We start from the raw sequence: 20,713 nt of genomic DNA, 5'->3' as shown, positions 1-20,713 counted from the left end.
CGGCGGCGGCTCAGTGGTGGCCGTGTCCGCTGGTGATCTCCTCGTACTCCTCGGCCGTGGGCTTCGGAATCTGGCTGTGCTCGCCGTAGAAGCCGCGGGAGAGCTTGGCCCGCGCCTTCTCGATCGGGTTGAGCTTGCGCTCCACGCCGTTCTCGTCCACCTCGGGGCCCGCGTCGATCGGCTCCGGCTGGACGTGCGCGGTGAGGATGTGCCGCTGCTCCTGCGAGATCGGCTCGTGCACCTCGATGTACTCACCGTGCGGCAGCCGCTTGATGATGCCGGTCTCGCGACCGTGCAGCACCTTGTCGCGGTCACGGCGCTGGAGACCCAGGCAGATCCGCTTGGTGATGATGAAGGCCAGGACCGGCGCGACGAAGAAGCCGACGCGGACGAACCAGGTGATCCAGTTGATCGACAGGTGGAAGTGCGTGGCCCACAGGTCGTTGCCGCCACCGATCAGCAGCACGAAGTACTCGGTCAGCCAGGCCACACCGAAGCCGGTGCGCACCGGGCGGTTGCGCGGCCGGTCCAGCAGGTGGTGTTCGCGCTTGTCCCCGGTGACCCACGCCTCGATGAACGGGTAGACGGCGATGGCCGCCAGCACCACCGGGAAGACCATCAGCGGGATGAACACGCCCAGGACGAGTGTGTGTCCCCAGGCGTTGATCTCCCAGCCGGGCATCACGCGGATCAGGCCCTCGGAGAAGCCCATGTACCAGTCCGGCTGGGCGCCGGTGGACACTTGGTCCGGCCGGTACGGTCCCATCGACCAGATCGGGTTGATCGACACGGTCGCGGCGATGGCCGAGATCACGCCGAAGACCAGGAAGAAGAAGCCGCCCGCCTTCGCGGTGTAGATCGGCAGCAGCGGCATGCCGACGACGTTCTTCTCGGTCTTGCCCGCACCCGGGAACTGCGTGTGCTTGTGGTAGAAGACCAGGATCAGGTGGGCGGTCAGCAGACCGGCCATCAGACCCGGCAGCAGCAGGATGTGGATCGAGTAGAACCGGCTGACGATGTCGTGGCCGGGGAACTCCCCGCCGAACAGGAAGAACGACAGGTACGAGCCGACCACCGGGGTGGCGAGCACCGCGCCGTCGGCGAACCGGATGCCGGTGCCGGACAGCAGGTCGTCCGGGAGCGAGTAACCGGTGAAGCCGGTGAACATGCCGAGGAACAGCAGCGTCCAGCCGAACAGCCAGTTGATCTCACGCGGCTTGCGGAAACCGCCGGTGAAGAACACGCGCATCATGTGCACGATCATCGCCGCGATGAAGATCAGCGCGGCCCAGTGGTGGATCTGCCGGATCAGCAGACCGCCGCGCACCTCGAAGCTGATGTGCAGGGTGGAGGCGTACGCCTCGGACATCCGCACGCCCTGGAGCGGCGCGTACGGGCCGTGGTAGACGACCTCGTTCATGCTGGGGTGGAAGAACAGCGTCAGATACACACCCGTGAGGATGAGGATGACGAAGCTGTAGAGGCAGATCTCGCCCAGCATGAAGGACCAGTGGTCCGGGAAGATCTTCCGCATGTTGGCCTTGGCCAACTTGTAGATACCGAGCCGGGGGTCAGTCCACTCGGCGGCCCGCTGGCCGACCGGCTTTTTGCCCCGACGGGTCGAGCTTTCCGTCGTAGTACTCATCCGCGCTCCCAGAATGCCGGACCGACGGGCTCATCGAAGTCGCCGAGAGCGACGAGATTGCCCTCACCATTGACGCTGATCCGAAGCTGCGGCAGCCGGTGCCCCGCCGGGCCGAAGATCACCCGCGCGCCGTCCGACAGGTCGAACGTCGACTGGTGGCACGGGCAGAGCACGTGGTGCGTCTGCTGCTCGTAGAGGCTGATCGGGCAGCCCACGTGTGTGCAGATCTTGGAGTAGGCCACGATTCCCTCGTGGGCCCAGTCACGCTCGCGCTTGTCCTTGATGTCGTCCGGCTTGATCCGGACGATCATCAGAGCCGCCTTGGCGATCTGCTCCTGGAAGTCCTCCTGGGACTCCTCCAGACCCTCGGGCATCGCGAAGGTGAGCGAGCCCACCACGATGTCCTCGGGGCGCAGCGGCTTGTTCGTGTTCTGGTTGATCAGCACCTTGCCCTTGGCCCACAGGGTGTGCCGGAGCTTGTCCTCCGGCAGCGGGCCGAGGTCGCGCAGGATCACGACACCGGCCAGCGGGACCAGGGTCAGGGCGCCGAACATCGTGTTGCGGATCAGCTTGCGCCGTCCGAACCCGCTCTCGCGGGCGCCCTGCGCCCACTGCTGCTCGATGTTCTCGCGCAGTTCCTCGTCCGCGCCCGCCGCGTGGCGTTCGTCGGCGAACTCCTCGTCGGACATCAGGGTGCGGGCCCAGTGGACCGCGCCCGCGCCGATGCCCAGCAGCGCCACGGCGAGCGTGAGGCCGAGCGAGAAGTTCAGCGCGCTCACGTTGCCGAACGGGAAGATGAAGACGATCTTGTCGACCGGGAAGATCACGAAGCAGGCGATGAACGCGACGGTGCCGAGCATCGACAGGCCGAACAGCCCCGCCACGACCCGCTCGGAGTGCTTCTCGGCCCGCTCGTCGATGTCCTGACGGCGGTACTCGTGGGGGGGATGGCCGGGGTTGGCGAACGGGTCGTCGGGGACCGCTGGTTCGCTCCCGTGAGCGCCGTGCTCACTTGGCAGGTTCTCTGACACGTCTTTGTGAGATCCAGTCTCGCTCATGACTTCTTGGCCTTGGTCGTCCGGGCGGCGATCCAGGTGGTGCAGACGAGCAGGAAGCCGAGGCCGAAGACCCAGGCGACCAGACCCTCGGACACCGGACCGATGCTGCCCAGCGAGAGACCGCCGGGGTTCTTCGTCTCGCTGCTGTTGACCTCGTGGAGGTACGCGATGATGTCCGCCTTCGTGTCCTGCGGCATCGTGCTGTCCGGGAAGGACGGCATGCTCTGCGGACCCGTCAGCATGGCCTCGTAGATGTGCTTGGGCGAGGCGCCCTGGATCGTCGGCGCGTACTTGCCGTTGGTCAGCGCACCGCCCTTGCCGACGAAGTTGTGGCACTGGGCGCAGTTGGTGCGGAACAGCTCCCCGCCCTTGCCGGCGTCCGCGCCCGCGGGGTTGTACTGGTCCTTGCTCGGCACGGCGGGGCCGGGGCCGAGGGACGCGATGTACGCGGCGAGCTGGTCGATCTCGGCCTGGTCGTAGATGACCTTCTTCTTCGGGATCTGCGCGCCGGGCTGCTGCGCGGGCATCCGGCCGGTGCCGACCTGGAAGTCGACGGCGGCGGAGCCGACGCCGACCAGGCTCGGTCCGTCGGAGCTGCCCTGGCCCGAAGTGCCGTGGCAGCTTGCGCAGCCGACGGAGTACAGCTTCTTGCCCTCAGTGATCGCGAGGGACTGGGCCGCGTCGTCGGCCTGCGCCTTCGGCGCCGGCGCGAGCGCGGCGTACAGCCCCCCGGTGACCGCGAGCGCGAAGAGTAGGACGACAAGCGCCGCCAGCGGGTGGCGCCGTCGTGCGGAGAGCTTTTTCACGGATTACCCCGGTGTCAGGATCTCTTGCGTCGATGCTTCTGGAATGTGTGTGCGGTGTGCGACCGGCTACTTGATCAGGTAGATCGTGGCGAAGAGGCCGATCCACACGACATCGACGAAGTGCCAGTAGTAGGACACGACGATGGCTGCGGTGGCCTGCTGGTGGGTGAACCGCTTGGCCGCGTACGTCCGCCCGAGTACCAGCAGGAACGCGATCAGTCCGCCCGTCACGTGCAACCCGTGGAACCCGGTCGTCAGGTAGAACACCGAGCCGTAGGGGTCCGAGCTGAGCGAGATGCCGTCCTTCTTGACCAGTTCGGTGTACTCGAAGATCTGCCCGCCGATGAAGATCGCACCCATGATGAAGGTCACGATGAACCAGGAGCGGAGCTTCTTCACGTCGCCGCGCTCAGCGGCGAAGACGCCCATCTGGCAGGTGAAGGAGGAGAGCACCAGGATCGTCGTGTTCGTCGCCGAGAACGGGACGTTCAACGCATGGGCGTGTTCCTTCCAGAAGTCGGCACCCGTGACCGACCGAAGGGTGAAGTACATCGCGAAGAGGGCCGCGAAGAACATCAGCTCGGAACTCAGCCAGATGATGGTTCCGACGCTGGTGAGGTTCGGCCGGTTGACCGACGGGTGCGCGTGCCCGGTATCTACTGCTGTTGCTGTCGCCACGTCCGACATTATGTCGGTCGCTTATCTGGCGCTGACTCCGGGGGGTGCCATTCGGTGTGTCAAGGCCCGCAGGAGACCCGCGTGGCCTAGCGGCGCCGTCCCCCGAAGGAGGGATGACGGTGCGTCGGACGACCGGGCCGCCGATCTTCGCGGGCTACGAACCCTCCTCGCGAAGGCGCTGGCGGGAGTAGCATCCGACGCACTTGAGAACGCCTTCACGAGGAGGAACCACGATGCAGGCGACCGCCACGGTGCTGGTCTACAGCGACGACGCGAACACCCGGGAGCAGGTCCGGCTCGCCGTCGGCCGCAGGCCCGCCGCCGACCTGCCGCCGGTGGAGTACGTGGAGTGCGCGACGATGCCCGCGGTTCTCACCGAGTTGGAGCGCGGCGGCATCGACGTCTGCGTCTTCGACGGTGAGACCTCCCCCGCCGGCGGCATGGGGGTGTGCCGTCAGGCGAAGGACGAGATCTTCCGCTGCCCGCCGGTGCTGGTGCTGATCGGCCGTCCCCAGGACGCCTGGCTGGCGACCTGGAGCCGGGCCGACGCGGCGGTCGCCCACCCCGTCGACCCGGTCGCCCTCAGCGAGTCCCTGGCGGGGCTGCTGCGGGCCAGGCTGGCGCCGAGGACCACGGCCGTGGCGACGACGGCGCACTGAGCGCCGCGGCGGCCGGTCAGAGCGCCTGGGGGCGCAGCCGGGCCGGGTTGGAGACGGTGGCGGTGGTGGCGGTGTTCTGCGTCGCCGCGGACTGACCCGCGGCGCCGAGGGCACTGCCCTTCTTCCACTGCGCCCAGCTCAGATTCCAGTCGCCGAAGCCGTTGTCGAACGGCGTCATCGTGTCGCCGAGGCTGTGGGTGACCTCGACGATGTCGCCCTGCCGCACGTTGTCGAAGAACCAGTGGGCGTTGTCCATGCTCATGCCGGTGCAGCCGTGGCTGACGTTGGCGTACCCCTGCGAGCCCTCGGACCACGGCGCGGCGTGCACGTATTCACCGCTCCATGTCACCCGGGTGGCCCAGTAGACCGGCAGGTCGTAGGAGTCGGAGCTGCCCGCGGCGATGCCGATGCTCTCGCTCTGCATCCGGACGAACTGCTCCTTGCCGAGCACCACCTTGACGCCGTTGCGGGTGGAGAAGCCGGGCTTGCCGGTGGTGACGGGGAGCGTACGGACCACCTTCCCGTTCCGCTTGAAGGTCATCTGGTGGGTGCCCGCGTCGGTGAGCGCCTCGACCCGGTCGCCGGTGTGCAGCTCCAGGGACTTGTCGGTGCCGCCGTAGAGCCCGTCCTGGACGCGTACGCCGTTCAGGGTGCTGGTCACGTCGATCGTGGCGTCCGCGGGCCAGTACGTGCTGGGCCGGTAGTGCAGGGTGCGGTCGTCGACCCAGTACCAGGAGCCGGGGGCGGCCTGGGGGGTCGAGCTGACCTTGAGGTTGCCCTCGACGGCGGCGCGGGCCGCCGGGTCCTTGACCGGGACGCTCAGCTCGGCGGTGATCGGCTGTCCGACGCCGTACGTACCCGCGTCGGGGCCGAAGGCGACGTGCAGTCCCGCGTCCGCGGGCGTGGTGTCGAAACCGAGCGTCTTACGGCCGGGGCGGCCGTCGGAGTCCTCGGTGCTCACCCGGACCGTGTAGTGCGCGCCTGCGGCCAGCGCGCCGGTGGAGTGCCAGCTCAGGCCGTCGGAGCCGAGTTCGCCGCGTACGTAGCGCCCTGCGGCGTCCGTAGCGGTCACGTCGGTTATCCGGCTCCCGTCCTTCTTGATGGTCACCTGGAGTGGTTTGGACGGGTCGGCCTTGCCTCCGGCCGCGGAGCCGAACGCGACCTTGGCGGCGGCGTCGTGCGGCGTGGCGGCGAGCGGATTGCCGCCGCCGCCACAAGCGGTGAGCCCCACCGCGAGGGGCGCCACCAGCAGGGAGCAGCGCAGCGCGTTACGGCGTAGAGAATTGTGGCTCATGCACTCAAGTTAGGAACAACCGGGTGATTTCGCTCGGTGGATACGTGCAAAAGAGGTCGGACGCGCGAACGGGCGGGCCCGGACACCTGAGTCGGTGTCCGGGCCCGCCCGTACTTCTGTTCCCCGGGTGACGCGGGTCCCGTGGGGGCCGCGTCACCGCCCTGCCCGGCTACTGGGTGCGGTTCTCACCGCGGTAGTACTCGAACACCCAGCCGTACACGCCGATCAGGATCACCGGCAGCGAGACGAACAGCAGCCACCAGCCGAAGATGATGCCCATGAACGCCAGCGCGCCGCCGGTGGCCAGCGCGAGCGGCTGCCAACTGTGCGGGCTGAAGAAGCCCAGCTCGCCGGCGTCGTCCGCGACCTCCGCGTCCTCCCGGTCCTGCGCGCCGGTGTCGGCCCTGCGCGCGGTGAACGCGAGGTAGAAGCCGATCATCGTGCTCAGCGCGAAGGCGAGGAAGAGCGCCGTGGTGCCCGCGGGCTCCTTGGACCACAGGCCGTACACGATGGCCGAGGCCAGGATGAAGACGGCCAGGCCGAGGAACATCTTGCCTTGGACCCTCACTGACCGGACTCCTTACGGTCGTGGTGCAGGTCGCCACTGACGCCCGAGAGCGCCTGGTCGGGACCCCGGTTGACGAGCGAGTCGATCGCCGAGATCTCCGGGTGGTGCAGGTCGAACGCCGGGGATTCGGAGCGGATGCGCGGCAGCGTGGTGAAGTTGTGCCGCGGCGGCGGGCACGAGGTGGCCCACTCCAGCGAACGGCCGTAGCCCCACGGGTCGTCGACTTCGACCTTCTTGCCGTACTTGGCGGTCTTCCACACGTTGTAGAGGAACGGCAGTATCGACAGACCGAGCAGGAACGAGCTGATGGTGGAGATGGTGTTCAGCGTGGTGAACCCGTCCGCCGCCAGGTAGTCCGCGTACCGGCGCGGCATGCCCTCGGCGCCCAGCCAGTGCTGGACGAGGAAGGTGCCGTGGAAGCCGAAGAAGAGCGTCCAGAAGGTGATCTTGCCGAGCCGCTCGTCCAGCATCTTGCCGGTCATCTTGGGCCACCAGAAGTGGAAGCCCGCGAACATCGCGAACACGACGGTGCCGAACACCACGTAGTGGAAGTGCGCGACCACGAAGTACGAGTCCGAGACGTGGAAGTCCAGCGGCGGCGCCGCCAGGATGACACCGGTCAGACCACCGAAGGCGAAGGTGATCAGGAAGCCGATGGACCACAGCATCGGGGTCTCGAAACTCAGTGACCCCTTCCACATCGTGCCGATCCAGTTGAAGAACTTCACACCGGTCGGCACCGCGATCAGGAAGGTCATGAACGAGAAGAACGGCAGCAACACCCCGCCGGTGACGTACATGTGGTGCGCCCACACGGTCACGGACAGACCGGCGATGGAGATCGTCGCGGCCACCAGGCCGATGTAGCCGAACATCGGCTTGCGGCTGAAGACCGGGATGACCTCGGAGATGATGCCGAAGAAGGGCAACGCGATGATGTACACCTCTGGATGGCCGAAGAACCAGAAGAGGTGTTGCCAGAGCAACGCGCCGCCGTTGGCGGCGTCGAACACATGCGCCCCGAATTTCCGGTCGGCCTCCAGGGCGAGCAGCGCGGCGGCGAGCACCGGGAAGGCCAGCAGGACGAGGACACCGGTCAGCAGCACGTTCCAGCAGAAGATCGGCATGCGGAACATCGTCATACCGGGTGCGCGCATGCAGATGATCGTGGTGATGAAGTTGACCGCGCCGAGGATGGTGCCGAAGCCGGACAGGGCCAGGCCCATGATCCACATGTCGGCGCCGATGCCCGGCGAGCGGACCGCGTCCGACAGCGGCGAGTACGCGAACCAGCCGAAGTCGGCCGCGCCCTGCGGGGTCACGAAGCCGCCGACCGCGATGAGCGAGCCGAACAGGTAGAGCCAGTAGGCGAACATGTTCAGCCGCGGGAACGCGACGTCGGGGGCGCCGATCTGCAGCGGCATGATCCAGTTCGCGAAGCCCGCGAAGAGCGGGGTCGCGAACATCAGCAGCATCACGGTGCCGTGCATCGTGAACGCCTGGTTGAACTGCTCGTTCGACAGGTACTGGTTGCCCGGCCGGGCCAGCTCCGCGCGCATCAGCAGCGCGAGCACGCCGCCGATGAGGAAGAAGGCGAACGACGTGATGAGGTACATCGAGCCGATCGTCTTGTGGTCCGTGGTGCTCATCCACGTGACGATGACCGAGCCGGGCTTGCGCCGGCGTGCCGGGATCTCGTCCGCGTAGGAGTCGTCCGCCGCGGCGGCGCCCTGCGGTTCGTTCAGAATGCTCATGTGGTCTTGGGCTCCGAGTTCTTCGCGTTGCCCGTGGTGGCGATGCCCGCCGGGATGTACCCGGTCTGGCCCTTCGCCGCCAGGTCCTTGAGGTGCTGCTTGTACTCCTCGGGCGAAACGACCTTCACGTTGAAGAGCATCCGGGAGTGGTCCACACCGCAAAGCTCGGCGCACTTGCCAAGGAAGGTGCCCTCCTTGCTCGGAGTCACCTCGAAGACGTTGGTGTGGCCGGGGATGACGTCCATCTTCATCAGGAACGGAACGATCCAGAAGGAGTGGATGACATCACGCGAGGTGAGGACGAACCGCACGCTCTCTCCCTTGGGGAGCCAGAGCGTCGGACCGGGGTTGCCGGTGTCCGGGTTCCTGCTGGCCGGCGTGCCCACGTCGTAGACGCCCTCGGCGCCGGGGGGCAGCAGCAGCTTGTTCGCGGGGATCTCGGACAGTTCCTTCGGCACGCCCGTGGGGGTCGCCGGGTTGCCGTCCACGTCCTCGACGTAGTTGAAGCCCCAGCTCCATTGGAAGCCGACCACGTTGATCACGTGCTGCGGCTTCTTGGAGGTGTCCAGGATCTTCGACTCGTCACGGGCGGTGAAGTAGAACAGCACCGCGATGACGATGATCGGGACGATCGTGTACAGGGCCTCAAGGGGCATGTTGTAGCGCGTCTGCGCGGGGACCTCGACCTTGGTCCGGCTGCGCCGGTGGAAGATCACGCTCCACAGGATCAGGCCCCAGACAAGGCAGCCGGTCACCAGCGCGGCGGCCCAGGAGCCCTGCCAGAGCGCGAGGATCCGGGGTGCCTGTTCCGTGGCAGGACTGGGCATGCCGAGGCGGGGATAGTCCTTGTACGAGCAACCAGTGGCGGTCGCAAGGACCAGGCCCGCGGCCAGCGCCCGCGGCAGCCATCGCCGCACCGGGCGCCGCGACGAGGGGGTACCTCCCACGCCGTTCTGGCCGTGGGGGAGGTCGGAGCCGTTGGGACTCACGTAGCGCCTTCCCGAGAGTCTCGCCCGAGCGTCCGGGTGCCCGGCCGCCTGCTGGTCGGTCGGTCCGTGCACGGGCAATTAGGTGTGGATGTTTATGCGGACCAAACCCTACTGGACGCTATTTGAGGTCACGCGGGGAGGGGGTACAACGCGCCGGGGCACACCCCGAAGGGATGGAATCCCGCACTCCGGGGGCCTTCTGACAGTGCGCCCGGCCGGTCGGCGCGGGCGGGTTGTAGCGTGCTGAGGTGTCCTATTTCGATATGGCTTCGGCCGCTCCGCTGCACCCTGTCGCCCGGCAGGCGCTGCTCGCCGCCCTCGACGAGGGGTGGGCCGACCCCGCGCGGCTGTACCGCGAGGGGCGCCGGGCGCGGCTGCTGCTCGACGCGGCCCGCGAGGCCGCGGCGGACGCGGTCGGCTGCCGCCCCGACGAACTGGTCTTCACTCCTTCGGGGACACGCGCGGTGCACACGGGTGTGTCCGGCGCCATGGCGGGCCGCCGTCGGACGGGCCGTCAGGTGGTGGTCTCGGCCGTCGAGCACTCGTCGGTGCTGCACGCGGCGGAGGCGTACGAACGGGTGACGGTGGGCGTCGACCGGTCGGGGCGGGTGGCCGCCGCGGACTTCGCGGCGGCGCTGCGCGCGGACACCGCGCTGGCCTGCCTCCAGTCCGCCAACCACGAGGTCGGTACGGTGCAGCCGGTCGCGGAGGCGGCGGCGCTGTGCCGGGCGGCCGGGGTGCCGCTGCTGGTGGACGCGGCGCAGTCGCTGGGCTGGGGGCGGGTCGAGGGCGAGTGGTCGCTGCTGACGGCGAGCGCGCACAAGTGGGGCGGGCCGTCCGGGGTCGGGCTGCTCGTGGTCCGCAAGGGCACCCGCTTCGCGCCTCAGGGGCCCGCGGACGAACGGGAGTCGGGGCGCGCGCCCGGCTTCGAGAACCTGCCCGCGATCGTCGCCGCCGCCGCGTCGCTGCGGGCGGTGCGCGAGGAGGCGGCCCGGGAGGCCGTCCGGCTGACGGCGTTGGTGGACCTGATCAGGTCGCGCGTGCCGCGGGTCGTGCCGGACGTGGAGGTGGTCGGCCACGGCACGCTGCGGCTGCCGCACCTGGTCACCTTCTCCTGCCTGTACGTCGACGGCGAGGCGCTGTTGACCGGTCTCGACCGGGCCGGTTTCTCGGTGTCGTCCGGATCGTCGTGCACGTCGAGCACGTTGACGCCCAGCCATGTGCTCAAGGCGATGGGTGTGCTGTCCGAGGGGAACGTACGGGTGTCGCTGCCGCCGGGGACCGCCGCGGAGGACGTCGAGCGCTTCCTCGCGGTGCTGCCGGGGGTCGTGGCCGAGGTCCGCTCGGCGCTGGGCGCTCCGTCGGCCGCGTCGGCCGGGCCCGGCCGACAGGGCGGGCGGGAGCCGCGGGAGTCCGCTCTGGTCGTGGACTCGCTCGGCAAGCTCTGCCCGATCCCGGTCATCGACCTCGCGCGGGTCATCGACGACGTGCCGGTCGGCGGCCTCGTCACCGTGCTGTCCGACGACGAGGCCGCCCGGCTCGACATCCCCGCGTGGTGCGAGATGCGGGCCCACGACTATCTGGGGGAGCGCCCGGCGGAGCGCGGCACCGCGTACACGGTGCGGCGCAGGGCCTGACGGGCGCTCATCCGGGAGCGTTCAGCGCGCGCCGAGGTGCGTGCGGACCTCTTCGGCGGCGGTGTCGCCGTACGCCTTGCTGAAGCGCTGCATGAAGTGGCCGCGGCGCAGCTCGTACTCCTGGGTGCCGACGGTCTCGATGACGAGGGTCGCCAGCATGCAGCCGACCTGCGCGGCGCGTTCGAGGCTGACGCCCCAGGCGAGCCCGGACAGGAAGCCGGCCCGGAAGCCGTCGCCGACTCCGGTGGGGTCGGCCTTGGTCTGCTCCTCGGCGCAGCCGACCTGGACGGGCTCCTCGCCCTTGCGGTCGATCCGGACGCCGTGGGAGCCGAGGGTGGTGACGCGGGTGCCGACCCGGTCCAGGATCTCCTCGTCGCTCCAGCCGGTCTTGGCCTCGATGAGGCCCTTCTCGTACTCGTTGCTGAAGAGGTACGCGGCGCCTTCGAGCAGGACGCGGATGTCGTCGCCGTCCATCCGCGCGATCTGCTGGGAGAAGTCGGCGGCGAAGGGGATGCCGCGGGTCCTGCACTCCTCGGTGTGCCGGATCATCGCCTCGGGGTCGTCGGCGCCGATCGAGACCAGGTCGAGGCCGCCGACGCGGTCGGCGACGGCCTGGAGCTCGATCAGCCGGGCCTCGCTCATGGCGCCGGTGTAGAAGGAGCCGATCTGGTTGTGGTCGGCGTCGGTGGTGCAGATGAAGCGGGCGGTGTGCAGCACCTCGGAGATCCGTACGGACGAGGTGTCCACGCCGTGCCGCTGGAGCCAGGCGCGGTACTCGGCGAAGTCGTTGCCCGCCGCGCCGACCAGGATCGGCGAGGTGCCGAGCTGGCCCATGCCGAAGCAGATGTTGGCGGCGACCCCGCCGCGCCGCACGTCGAGACCGTCCACGAGGAAGGACAGCGAGACCGTGTGGAGCTGGTCGGCGACGAGCTGATCGGCGAAACGGCCGGGGAAGGTCATCAGATGATCAGTGGCGATGGATCCGGTTACGGCGATACGCACGGCGGCAGGCTCCTGCGGGGGATCGACGAGAAGAGCAGGCGTCCCACGCTACCGGGTGCGGCGTAGCAGTCGGACACGGCGAAACTACCCGATAGTAGGGCTTTCTCGATGGTCCGCCCGTGCCTAGGGTCGAGGTATGAGGTCTACCCCCGCCGCACCCGTGCCGTCCTCCGCTTCCGCCCTTTCGGCCACGCCTCCGGTGTCCGCGTCGTTCCCGCTCGCCGAGCCCGAGTCGCTCGACCAGTTGCTCGGCGACTGCCGCCGGATGGCCGCGCACTGGCACACCCCGGCCGCCAAGGCCCAGGCCGTGGTCGCCCCCGCCAGCCTGCACGGCATCGTCGTCCCGCCCGCCTCCGCGCACGTGGTGCGCGGTATGGCCGAGTTCGGCGACTAGGGCCTGTCCGGCGTATCACGAACGGCCCCTTCGGCGGGGCCCGCGTCGCCGTTCCCCCGGACGGCTCAACGGGCCCGGCGGAACCGGAATCCGGCCCGCCGCGTCAGATCCGCATCTGACGTACGGAGCCGAAGGAGCACGCGGTGAGCACCGAACGCGACGACGACAACGCGGACCCGACGACGGAAGAGCCCCGCCCCGAGCGGTCCGCGCCCCGGCCACGGCTGTTGGTGGCGGCGGTGGCCGCCGCCGTCCTGCTGGCCGGTGGCGGCGGGGCGTACTGGGCGGCGACCGCGAACGAGGGCGGTCACCCGAAGGCCGGGCCGGCCCCGCTGCGGCTGAACGACGCCCCCGGCGAAGGCTCGGGCAGCGCGGACGGCGGCGGCGCGGACAACGGGACGAGCAGCGGTCCGGCGAGCGGCGGCACGTACACGCTGACCGGCTCGCTGCCCAAGGGCCCCGACTCCGCCGCGGTCTACCGCGGGGAGGGTCCGGTCGTCGCGGCCGACGCGGAACGGCTGGCGAAGCTGCTCGGGATGAGCGGCCCGGCCACCGCGCAGGGCGACTCGTGGCGGGTGGGGCCGGGCGACGGCGCGGGGCCGACGCTGCTGGTCACCAAGGCCGCGCCGGGCACCTGGTCGTACAGCCGGTACGGCGCGACCACCGTCAACCCGGCGGAACCTGCCTATCCCCCGCGGCCGGTGAACCCCGGCGGCCCGGAGAAGAGCGGCCCGGGGACGGACACCGGCACCGGCACCGGCTCCAGCGGTTCGAGCAACGCCGGCAGCCCCGGCACGAACGGACCGGTGTCCTCCGCCCCCGCGAGCGGTACGGTCTCGACGCAGGCGCCGACACCCGAGCCGCCGGTGTCCGAGCAGCGCGCGAAGGCGGTGGCCGCGCCCGTACTGGCCGGTCTCGGCCTGTCGGGCGCCACGGTCGACGCGCACGAGACGGCGGGCGCGCTCCGCGCGGTGACGGCCGACCCGGTCGTGGACGGCCTGCCGACGCACAACTGGAGCACCGGCCTCGACGTCGGCTCCGACGGGCTGATCACGCTGGCGCACGGCCGCCTCTCGGCGCTCGACAAGGGCGACAGCTATCCGGTGGTGAGCGCCGCGCAGGCGCTGAAGGACCTCAACGGGCAGGTGATGCACCCCGATCACGGGATCGCCGCCTGTCCGGCGAAGTCGGCGCCCGCGCCGAAGCCGAGCGCCCTGCCGACCACGCCCGGCGAGGACAGGACGCTCCCCCACACGCTGCCGTGCGTGCCGGGCAACGGCCATCCGATGGACGTGCGCGGCGCCGAGTTCGGCCTGTCGCTGGACTACGTGTCCGGCGCTCAGGTGCTGGTGCCGTCCTGGCTCTTCGACGTCGCGCAGCCCGGTGTGAGCCGGTCGAGCGTGGAGGCGCAGCCCGCGGTGGACCCGGCGTACATCCAGCGTGACGCGCCCGGTACCGCCGTGCCGCCCTCCGGCGTGCCGGAGCAGCCGAGCGGGCCCGCCCAGCGGCACCACACGGTCGGTCTGAGCACGTACCACGCGGACGGCGCCACGCTGTCGCTGACCTTCTACGGCGGGGTGTGCAGCACGTACAGCGCGAAGGCCGCGGAGTCGGCGGACGAGGTGCGGGTGACGGTGACCGCGGCCGACAAGGGCGGCACGTGCGTCACGCTCGCCAAGGAGTTCACCGAGAAGGTGAGGCTGGACAAGCCGCTCGGCGGCCGTACGGTCGTGGACACCTCCAGCGGGCACCCGCTGAAGGCGCGCTGAGCGCACCGCGTACGCCGGGCACGCGTGAAGGCGGCGGCACCCCCTCGCGGGGGTGCCGCCGCCTTCGTGCTCCGGTGCGGCCGGGCGTGGGCCCGGCCGCGGACCGGTTAGCTGAACGAGTCGCCGCAGGCGCAGGAGCCGGTGGCGTTCGGGTTGTCGATCGTGAAGCCCTGCTTCTCGATGGTGTCGACGAAGTCGATCGAGGCGCCGCCCAGGTACGGGGCGCTCATCCGGTCGGTGACGACCTTGACGCCACCGAAGTCCTTGACCACGTCGCCGTCGAGCGAGCGCTCGTCGAAGAAGAGCTGGTAGCGCAGTCCCGAGCAGCCACCGGGCTGGACGGCGACGCGCAGAGCGAGGTCCTCACGGCCCTCCTGCTCCAGCAGGGTCTTCACCTTGATGGCGGCAGCGTCGGACAGGAGGATGCCGTCCGTCGTGGTGGTCTCGTCCTGAACCGTCATGTGCTTCTCTCCCGGGTTGTACGGACTGCTGGCTACCGACTGCTAACCGGCAACCGCGCGGATTCATTCCGTGCGTGTCGAGGTCCGCTACGACTTATTCCCCTCCATGCTCGCACACCGCGGCGGCGGCGAGGGAGGGCGCGGGGAGCGGTGAGAGCGAATGCGTCACATTGACGAAACCGGCATCGTCAATCTGACACGAACGGGCTATCATAGATAACGTCAAGTAGACGAAAAGGTCTGCGCTGCAAAGAAAGGGCTACGGGCCCGTGACCACGACGCAACCGCTGGACGTACAGCCCACGCCTCTCGCACTCCTCCTGCTCGGCCGGGAGTCCGACCCCCGCAGCGAGCGCGGAGTCGAGTGCCCCGGGGACCTGCCCGCACCGTCCGACCCGGACCTGGTGGAGCGCGCCCGCGCCGCCAAGGCCCGCCTCGGCGACAAGGTCTTCATCCTCGGCCACCACTACCAGCGCGACGAGGTGATCGAGTTCGCGGACGTCACCGGCGACTCCTTCAAGCTCGCGCGGGACGCCGCCGCCAGGCCGGAGGCCGAGTACATCGTCTTCTGCGGTGTGCACTTCATGGCCGAGTCGGCCGACATCCTCACCTCGGAGCGGCAGCAGGTCATCCTGCCCGACCTCGCCGCGGGCTGCTCGATGGCCGACATGGCCAGCGCCGAGCAGGTCGCGGAGTGCTGGGACGTGCTCGCCGAGGCGGGCGTCGCCGACGTCACCGTGCCGGTGTCGTACATGAACTCCTCCGCCGACATCAAGTCCTTCACCGGCCGCCACGGCGGCACCATCTGCACCTCGTCCAACGCCCGGCGCGCGCTGGAGTGGGCCTTCTCGCGGGGCGAGAAGGTGCTCTTCCTCCCCGACCAGCACCTCGGCCGCAACACCGCCGTACGCGACATGGGCTTCTCGCTGGACGACTGCGTCGTCTACAACCCGCACAAGCCGAACGGCGGTCTGACCGTCGAGCAGCTCCGCGCGGCCAAGATGATCCTGTGGCGCGGCCACTGCTCGGTGCACGGCCGCTTCTCGCTGGAGTCGGTCGAGGACGTCCGCGCCCGGATACCCGGCGTCAACGTCCTGGTGCACCCCGAGTGCAAGCACGAGGTGGTCGCGGCGGCGGACTACGTCGGCTCGACCGAGCACATCATCACGATGCTGGACGAGGCGCCCGCCGGTTCCGCGTGGGCGCTGGGCACCGAGCTGAACCTGGTGCGCAGGCTCGCCAACTCCCATCCCGACAAGCAGATCGTCTTCCTCGACAAGACCGTCTGCTTCTGCTCGACGATGAACCGGATCGACCTGCCGCACCTGGTGTGGACGCTGGAGTCGCTGGCCGACGGCAAGCTCGTCAACCGCATCCAGGTCGACGCGGAGACCGAGCACTTCGCGAAGCTGGCACTGGAGCAGATGCTGGCCCTGCCGTAACGCGCGGCGCGATGATGGACGCGTGATCCTTCGACCGGTACGTGACGACGAGGAGGACGCCGAAGTCGTGCGGGTGATCTCGTCCGCCGCCTTCGGCGCCTCGCACGTGCTGAAGGGCGAGGCGCCGCAAGGGCCGTTACCGGCCGCGGAGATCGCCAGACAGCACAGCACCACCCGGCACCTGGCGCGCAGCGACCCCGGCGGCTGCTGGCTGATCGAGGACGGGACGGCGGGCCCGGTCGGGGTCGCGCTGTCCACCCGGCGCGAGGGCACCTGGGGCCTGTCGCTGCTGGCCGTGGTGCCCGGCGCGCAGGGCAAGGGCGTCGGAAAGGCGCTGCTCGCGCGGGCGTTGGTGCACGGCAGGGCGTGCCTGCGCGGCATCATCTGCGGCTCGCGGCACCCGGTGGCGGCCCGTACGTACCGCAGGGCCGGCTTCACGCTGCACCCCGCGATGCGGCTCACGGGCCCGGTGGACGCGGCCGGTCTCAAGCCGCCGGACGGCGCGGTGCACGAGGGCACCGCCCGCCACCGCGACCTGCTGGACTCCCTCGACCGCAGGACCCGGGGCGGCGCGCACGGCGCCGACCACGAGGAACTGCTGCGCCACCACCGGCTGTTCGTGGTCGACGACCTCGCGGGCAGCGGCTACTGCTATCTGCGCGGCGGCAGCGTCGAACTGATCGCCGCCACCTCGCGGCGTCTTGCCTCCCGCCTCCTGACCGCCGCGCTGCTGAGCGTCCCCGAGGGCGAGACCGCCCGCGTCGACCGGCTGACCGCCGAGCAGGACTGGGCCCTGGACGTCGGGATCGCCGCCGGCCTGGAGATCGCCAACGCCGGATTCGTCTGCCTGCGCGGCATGCGCCCGCCGATGCCGTACATCCCCTCGGAGACCTTCCTCTGAGGAGTCTGACGAGGCGGCTCCGCTGCGGGCGGGCGGTGGCGGGGCGGGCGGTGGCGGGGCGGACGACGGGCCCGGCAGGGGGGGCGCGGTCAGCGGGGGTGGGGGCGGACCAGGCCCGACTCGTAGGCGGCGACGACCAGTTGGGCGCGGTCGCGGGCGGCGAGCTTGGCCATGGTGTGGTTGATGTGGGTCTTGACGGTGAGCGGGCTGACGCCGAGGCGCGCCGCGATGGCCGCGTTGGACAGCCCGCCCGCCACCTCGATCAGCACCTCCCGCTCCCGGACGGTCAGCGCGTCGAGACCGGCGACCGTACGGACCCCGGCGTCGATCTGCTGCGACACGAAACGCGCGATCAGGCTCTTGGTCGCGGACGGCGACAGCAGCGCGTCGCCCGCCGCCACCGTCCTGATGCCGCCGAGCAGTTCCTCGGGCTCCGCGCCCTTGCCGAGGAAGCCCGCGGCCCCCGCGAGGATCGCCTGCACCACGTACTCGTCGGCCTCGAAGGTGGTCAGCACCAGCACCGCGACCCCGGTCAGCTCCGGGTCGGCGGTGATCTCGCGGGTGGCGGCGAGGCCGTCGGTACGGGGCATCCGGATGTCCATCAGCACCACGTCGGGGCTTGCGGTCCTGGCCAGTGCGACCGCCTCCGCGCCGTCGGTGGCCTCCCCGACCACCTCCATGTCGGGCTCGGACTCCACCAGGACGCGCAGCGCGCCGCGCAGCAGGGCCTGGTCGTCGGCGAGAACGACGCGCAGCGGTCCCCGCGCGCGCTCGTCGGCGAGGCGGCCGGTGCCGATCATCCGGCGCTCCCCTGGGCGCGCGGCGGGACGGCCGGGGCGGCGGCCGGGTGCGGGGGCGTGGAGAGCGGGAGCCGGACCCAGACGCGGAAGCCGCCGCCGGGGCGGGCGCCGGTGCGGCACATGCCGCCGAGCGCGCTGGCCCGTTCGTGCATGCCGAGCAGGCCGTGGCCGCCGGGGGCGCCGTCGCGCGGATCGGCGGGACACGGCGGGCCGCCGTCCCCCGTACCGCCCGCGCCGCCCGCGCCACCCGTACCGCCTGCACCGCTGCCGCGCCGGGGCCCCGGCAGCGCGCCGGACGGCAGCAGCGAGGCGGCCTCGCCGGGCGCGCCGTCGTCGTCCACCACGACTTCGAGCACGCCCGGCTCACGGCGGATGCGGACGACGGCGCCCGCGCCGGGGCCCGCGTGCTTCTGCACGTTCGTGAGGGACTCCTGGATCACGCGGTACGCGGTGAGGTCGACGCTGGCGGGCAGCGGCGGCACGGCCGGGTCGTCCGCCGCGCCCCCGCCCCGCTCCCCCGGCCCCGCACGCGCGTCCTCGCGCACCTCGTGGCCGTCGACCGCGCATTCGACGGTGACACGCAGCCCGGCGCGCAGGAAGCCGTCGAGGAGCTGATCGAGGACGGCGAGGCCCGGCGCCGGTTCCATCGGCGCCTCGGGCTCTCCCGACTGGCGCAACAGGCCGACGGTGGCGCGCAGTTCGTGCAGGGCGGACCGGCTCGCCTCGCGGACGTGCGCGAGGGCCTGTTTGGCCTGGTCGGGCCTGCTGTCCATGACGTGCGCGGCGACCCCGGCCTGCACATTGACCAGGGCGATGTGGTGGGCGACCACGTCGTGCAGCTCGCGGGCGATCCGCATCCGTTCCTCCGCCACCCGCCGTCTGGCCTCCTCCTCGCGGCTGCGCTCCGCGCGCAGCGCCCGTTCCTCGACGGCGGCGACGTACGCGCGGCGGCTGCGGGCCGCGTCACCGGCCGCCGCGGCCATGCCCGTCCAGGCGAAGACGCCGAAGTTGGACTGCCCGTACCAGGGCCCCGGACCGCAGGACATGGCCAGCGCGGTCAGTCCGACGCTGACCAGCAGGCCGGTCACCCAGGTGGTGTGCCGGTCGGTGCGGGCGGCGACGGTGCACAGGGCGAGGGCCACCGCGAAGATCACCGGGATCCGGCCGTCCACCGGGCGCAGCGCGATGAAGACCGCGGAGAGCACACAGGTGAAGACCAGCACCGCCCACGGGACGCGGCGGCGCAGGACGAGCGACCCGCAGGCCAGCGCCGCGAGCGCGGTGTCGACCAGGCCGAGCCGGTACGTCTGGATCCCGGCCACCGTGCCGGCCAGGATCACCGCGAAGACGAGGGCGGCGAGACCCGCGTCAGCCGTCCCCTGATGCGCCCGCAGCCAGCGGCTGGGGCCCACGAGAGGATTCCTCGGCGGAAGCGGATACTGCACGGTAGGCAACGGTACGGGAAGCCCGGCGCGCCCCGTACCCGCCCGGTGCCCCGCCCTCAGCCCGGGATCAGTCCGTCGTCGTTGAGCAGTTCACGGACCTCTTCGAGGCTCGCGTCCGGCGACGGCAGGATCAGTGTCGACGGCTCCAGGGAGTCGTCGGGCACCGGCTCCCCGAAGCGGCGGACCGCGTCGAGCAGGGCGCCCAGCGTGCGCCGGAAGCCCTCCTCGTCCCCGTTCCTGACCTCGGCGAGCAGCTCGTCGTCCAGCTTGTTCAGCTCGCCGAGATGGCTCTCGTCGAGCCCGACCTGGCCCTCCCCCATGATCCGTACGATCATGACGGCCTCCTCCGTAACCCTGCTGACGTGCCGCCCGGCGGCCGAGCCTGCCTGTCCTGCGTACCCCTGCGGCGCGCGTCCCTGTCCACGTCCACCGCAGTCCACATCCACCGCTGGTCACGACCTACCGCCGGTCATGACCTCCTGCCGGTGAGACCTACTGCTTGTCGAACCGCGGGGTGTCCTGCGGCTCGGGCTTGGCGGCCTGACCGCCCTGCCCGCCCTCGATCGCCTGCGGCGCGCTGCCCCCGGCCAGCTCGGCCTTCATCCGCTGGAGCTCCAGCTCGACGTCGCTGCCGCCGGAGAGACGGTCGAGCTCGGACTGGATGTCGTCCTTGGCCAGACCGCTCGGGTCGTCGAGCGCGCCCGAGGCCAGCAGCTCGTCGAGAGCGCCCGCGCGGGCCCTGAGCTGCTCGGTCTTGTCCTCGGCACGCTGGATCGCCATGCCGACGTCGCCCATCTCCTCGGAGATGCCGGAGAACGCCTCGCCGATCTGGGTCTGCGCCTGGGCCGCGGTGTACGTGGCCTTGATGGTCTCCTTCTTCGTGCGGAAGGCGTCCACCTTGGCCTGGAGCCGCTGGGAGGCGAGCGTGAGCTTCTCCTCCTCGCCCTGGAGCGTGGTGTGCTGCGTCTCCAGGTCGGCGACCTGCTGCTGGAGGGCGGCCCGGCGCGACAGCGCCTCGCGGGCCAGGTCCTCACGGCCCAGCGCCAGCGCCTTGCGCCCCTGGTCCTCGTAGGTCGACGACTTCTTCTGCAACTCCGTGAGCTGCAATTCGAGCCGCTTACGGGAGGTGGCGACGTCCGCCACGCCCCGCCGTACCTTCTGCAGCAGTTCGAGCTGCTTCTGGTACGAGTAGTCGAGCGTCTCGCGCGGGTCCTCGGCCCTGTCCAGGGCCTTGTTGGCCTTCGCGCGGAAAATCAGTCCCATCCGCTTCATGACACCGCTCATGGGCCTCGCGCGCCCCCTTCTCCGGCAACTGCTCCAGCATGCCTCAGCACCTCTACAGACCCCAGCCTACGGGCCCTGGTTCCATTACCGCACTGTTCGGGTGCGGATGCGGTCATCCGTAGGGACG

20 protein-coding genes are annotated in these 20,713 nt (G+C 70.5%); 6 read left to right on the top strand and 14 right to left on the bottom strand.

Annotation, left to right across the window (positions count from 1 at the left end; genetic code table 11):
* Positions 1-10: 10 nt before the first annotated feature.
* The 4 genes from ACFZAM_RS07955 to ACFZAM_RS07940 all read right to left on the bottom strand — a co-directional run bounded on the left by ACFZAM_RS07955 (position 11) and on the right by ACFZAM_RS07940 (position 4,196).
* On the bottom strand, positions 11-1,645 hold the full coding sequence (locus ACFZAM_RS07955; RefSeq protein ID WP_355334263.1) for a cytochrome bc complex cytochrome b subunit: 1,635 nt from the start codon (positions 1,643-1,645) through the stop codon (positions 11-13).
* Positions 1,642-2,703: a Rieske 2Fe-2S domain-containing protein gene (locus tag ACFZAM_RS07950; RefSeq protein ID WP_355334266.1), complete on the bottom strand. Its 1,062-nt coding sequence runs from the start codon at positions 2,701-2,703 to the stop codon at positions 1,642-1,644. Before ACFZAM_RS07950 ends, ACFZAM_RS07955 begins: the two co-directional genes overlap by 4 nt.
* Complete coding sequence (locus ACFZAM_RS07945; RefSeq protein ID WP_355334269.1) at positions 2,700-3,509, bottom strand: c-type cytochrome; 810 nt, start codon at positions 3,507-3,509, stop codon at positions 2,700-2,702. The genes ACFZAM_RS07950 and ACFZAM_RS07945 overlap by 4 nt, the downstream gene beginning before the upstream one ends.
* Positions 3,510-3,575: 66 nt before the next feature.
* Positions 3,576-4,196: a heme-copper oxidase subunit III gene (locus ACFZAM_RS07940; RefSeq protein WP_355334271.1), complete on the bottom strand. Its 621-nt coding sequence runs from the start codon at positions 4,194-4,196 to the stop codon at positions 3,576-3,578.
* Between the two features lie 224 nt (positions 4,197-4,420).
* Between ACFZAM_RS07940 and ACFZAM_RS07935 the strand changes: the two genes are divergently transcribed.
* Positions 4,421-4,846 (top strand): hypothetical protein, encoded by a 426-nt coding sequence (locus ACFZAM_RS07935; protein ID WP_355334273.1) that lies wholly within the window; start codon positions 4,421-4,423, stop codon positions 4,844-4,846.
* A 16-nt stretch (positions 4,847-4,862) separates the two neighbouring features.
* Here ACFZAM_RS07935 and ACFZAM_RS07930 read toward each other — a convergent pair whose 3' ends face one another.
* From ACFZAM_RS07930 to coxB, 4 genes are all read right to left on the bottom strand, one after another.
* Positions 4,863-6,140 (bottom strand): Ig-like domain-containing protein, encoded by a 1,278-nt coding sequence (locus tag ACFZAM_RS07930; RefSeq protein ID WP_355334275.1) that lies wholly within the window; start codon positions 6,138-6,140, stop codon positions 4,863-4,865.
* Between the two features lie 169 nt (positions 6,141-6,309).
* A complete protein-coding gene (locus ACFZAM_RS07925) occupies positions 6,310-6,708 on the bottom strand; it encodes a cytochrome c oxidase subunit 4 (protein WP_188281472.1) in 399 nt (132 codons plus the stop codon).
* The gene (gene ctaD / locus ACFZAM_RS07920; RefSeq protein ID WP_355334278.1) at positions 6,705-8,462 is read right to left on the bottom strand and encodes a cytochrome c oxidase subunit I; all 1,758 of its coding nucleotides are present in this window, start codon (positions 8,460-8,462) and stop codon (positions 6,705-6,707) included. Before ctaD ends, ACFZAM_RS07925 begins: the two co-directional genes overlap by 4 nt.
* Positions 8,459-9,451: a cytochrome c oxidase subunit II gene (gene coxB / locus ACFZAM_RS07915; RefSeq protein WP_188281474.1), complete on the bottom strand. Its 993-nt coding sequence runs from the start codon at positions 9,449-9,451 to the stop codon at positions 8,459-8,461. The genes ctaD and coxB overlap by 4 nt, the downstream gene beginning before the upstream one ends.
* Before the next feature lie 248 nt (positions 9,452-9,699).
* Between coxB and ACFZAM_RS07910 the strand changes: the two genes are divergently transcribed.
* A complete protein-coding gene (locus ACFZAM_RS07910) occupies positions 9,700-11,088 on the top strand; it encodes an aminotransferase class V-fold PLP-dependent enzyme (protein WP_355334282.1) in 1,389 nt (462 codons plus the stop codon).
* Between the two features lie 21 nt (positions 11,089-11,109).
* Here ACFZAM_RS07910 and ACFZAM_RS07905 read toward each other — a convergent pair whose 3' ends face one another.
* On the bottom strand, positions 11,110-12,090 hold the full coding sequence (locus tag ACFZAM_RS07905; protein WP_355334284.1) for a carbohydrate kinase family protein: 981 nt from the start codon (positions 12,088-12,090) through the stop codon (positions 11,110-11,112).
* Positions 12,091-12,226: 136 nt separating this feature from the next.
* Between ACFZAM_RS07905 and ACFZAM_RS07900 the strand changes: the two genes are divergently transcribed.
* Together ACFZAM_RS07900 and ACFZAM_RS07895 are read left to right on the top strand one after the other, a co-directional pair.
* A complete protein-coding gene (locus ACFZAM_RS07900; protein ID WP_355334286.1) occupies positions 12,227-12,484 on the top strand; it encodes a hypothetical protein in 258 nt (85 codons plus the stop codon).
* 143 nt (positions 12,485-12,627) lie between these two features.
* Positions 12,628-14,253: a hypothetical protein gene (locus ACFZAM_RS07895; protein WP_391043873.1), complete on the top strand. Its 1,626-nt coding sequence runs from the start codon at positions 12,628-12,630 to the stop codon at positions 14,251-14,253.
* 107 nt (positions 14,254-14,360) lie between these two features.
* Here ACFZAM_RS07895 and ACFZAM_RS07890 read toward each other — a convergent pair whose 3' ends face one another.
* Positions 14,361-14,714, bottom strand: a complete 354-nt coding sequence (locus ACFZAM_RS07890) for an iron-sulfur cluster assembly accessory protein (RefSeq protein ID WP_188281477.1) — start codon at positions 14,712-14,714, stop codon at positions 14,361-14,363.
* Positions 14,715-14,983: 269 nt separating this feature from the next.
* Here ACFZAM_RS07890 and nadA point away from each other — a divergent pair, with 269 nt between their 5' ends.
* Together nadA and ACFZAM_RS07880 are read left to right on the top strand one after the other, a co-directional pair.
* Entirely contained in the window at positions 14,984-16,156 is a 1,173-nt protein-coding gene (nadA, locus tag ACFZAM_RS07885; RefSeq protein ID WP_355334291.1) for a quinolinate synthase NadA, read from the top strand.
* Positions 16,157-16,178: 22 nt separating this feature from the next.
* Positions 16,179-17,057, top strand: coding sequence for a GNAT family N-acetyltransferase (locus ACFZAM_RS07880; protein WP_355334294.1), 879 nt, complete (start codon positions 16,179-16,181; stop codon positions 17,055-17,057).
* 89 nt (positions 17,058-17,146) lie between these two features.
* Here ACFZAM_RS07880 and ACFZAM_RS07875 read toward each other — a convergent pair whose 3' ends face one another.
* From ACFZAM_RS07875 to ACFZAM_RS07860, 4 genes are all read right to left on the bottom strand, one after another.
* Complete coding sequence (locus ACFZAM_RS07875) at positions 17,147-17,857, bottom strand: response regulator (RefSeq protein ID WP_391043869.1); 711 nt, start codon at positions 17,855-17,857, stop codon at positions 17,147-17,149.
* Positions 17,854-19,269 (bottom strand): histidine kinase, encoded by a 1,416-nt coding sequence (locus tag ACFZAM_RS07870; protein ID WP_391043867.1) that lies wholly within the window; start codon positions 19,267-19,269, stop codon positions 17,854-17,856. Before ACFZAM_RS07870 ends, ACFZAM_RS07875 begins: the two co-directional genes overlap by 4 nt.
* Positions 19,270-19,358: 89 nt before the next feature.
* Entirely contained in the window at positions 19,359-19,637 is a 279-nt protein-coding gene (locus ACFZAM_RS07865) for a hypothetical protein (RefSeq protein ID WP_188282672.1), read from the bottom strand.
* A gap of 157 nt (positions 19,638-19,794) precedes the next feature.
* Positions 19,795-20,586 (bottom strand): PspA/IM30 family protein, encoded by a 792-nt coding sequence (locus ACFZAM_RS07860; protein WP_355334301.1) that lies wholly within the window; start codon positions 20,584-20,586, stop codon positions 19,795-19,797.
* Positions 20,587-20,713: the final 127 nt, after the last annotated feature.

It is taken from the genome of Streptomyces sp. NPDC008079 (assembly GCF_042957385.1).
GTDB lineage: Bacteria > Actinomycetota > Actinomycetes > Streptomycetales > Streptomycetaceae > Actinacidiphila.
The sequence above is the reverse complement of the archived record's forward strand: the minus strand, read 5'-3'. Positions and strand labels throughout refer to the sequence as shown.

Excerpts from the sequence above, each read along its gene's own strand:
- ACFZAM_RS07955 (WP_355334263.1), bottom strand. The coding sequence starts at position 1,645 with ATGAGTACTACGACGGAAAGCTCGACCCGTCGGGGCAAAAAGCCGGTC.
- ACFZAM_RS07950 (WP_355334266.1), bottom strand. The coding sequence starts at position 2,703 with ATGAGCGAGACTGGATCTCACAAAGACGTGTCAGAGAACCTGCCAAGT.
- ACFZAM_RS07940 (WP_355334271.1), bottom strand. The coding sequence starts at position 4,196 with ATGTCGGACGTGGCGACAGCAACAGCAGTAGATACCGGGCACGCGCAC.
- ACFZAM_RS07935 (WP_355334273.1), top strand. The coding sequence starts at position 4,421 with ATGCAGGCGACCGCCACGGTGCTGGTCTACAGCGACGACGCGAACACC.
- ACFZAM_RS07930 (WP_355334275.1), bottom strand. The coding sequence starts at position 6,140 with ATGAGCCACAATTCTCTACGCCGTAACGCGCTGCGCTGCTCCCTGCTG.
- ctaD (WP_355334278.1), bottom strand. The coding sequence starts at position 8,462 with ATGAGCATTCTGAACGAACCGCAGGGCGCCGCCGCGGCGGACGACTCC.
- ACFZAM_RS07900 (WP_355334286.1), top strand. The coding sequence starts at position 12,227 with ATGAGGTCTACCCCCGCCGCACCCGTGCCGTCCTCCGCTTCCGCCCTT.
- ACFZAM_RS07890 (WP_188281477.1), bottom strand. The coding sequence starts at position 14,714 with ATGACGGTTCAGGACGAGACCACCACGACGGACGGCATCCTCCTGTCC.
- ACFZAM_RS07875 (WP_391043869.1), bottom strand. The coding sequence starts at position 17,857 with ATGATCGGCACCGGCCGCCTCGCCGACGAGCGCGCGCGGGGACCGCTG.
- ACFZAM_RS07865 (WP_188282672.1), bottom strand. The coding sequence starts at position 19,637 with ATGATCGTACGGATCATGGGGGAGGGCCAGGTCGGGCTCGACGAGAGC.
- ACFZAM_RS07860 (WP_355334301.1), bottom strand. The coding sequence starts at position 20,586 with ATGAGCGGTGTCATGAAGCGGATGGGACTGATTTTCCGCGCGAAGGCC.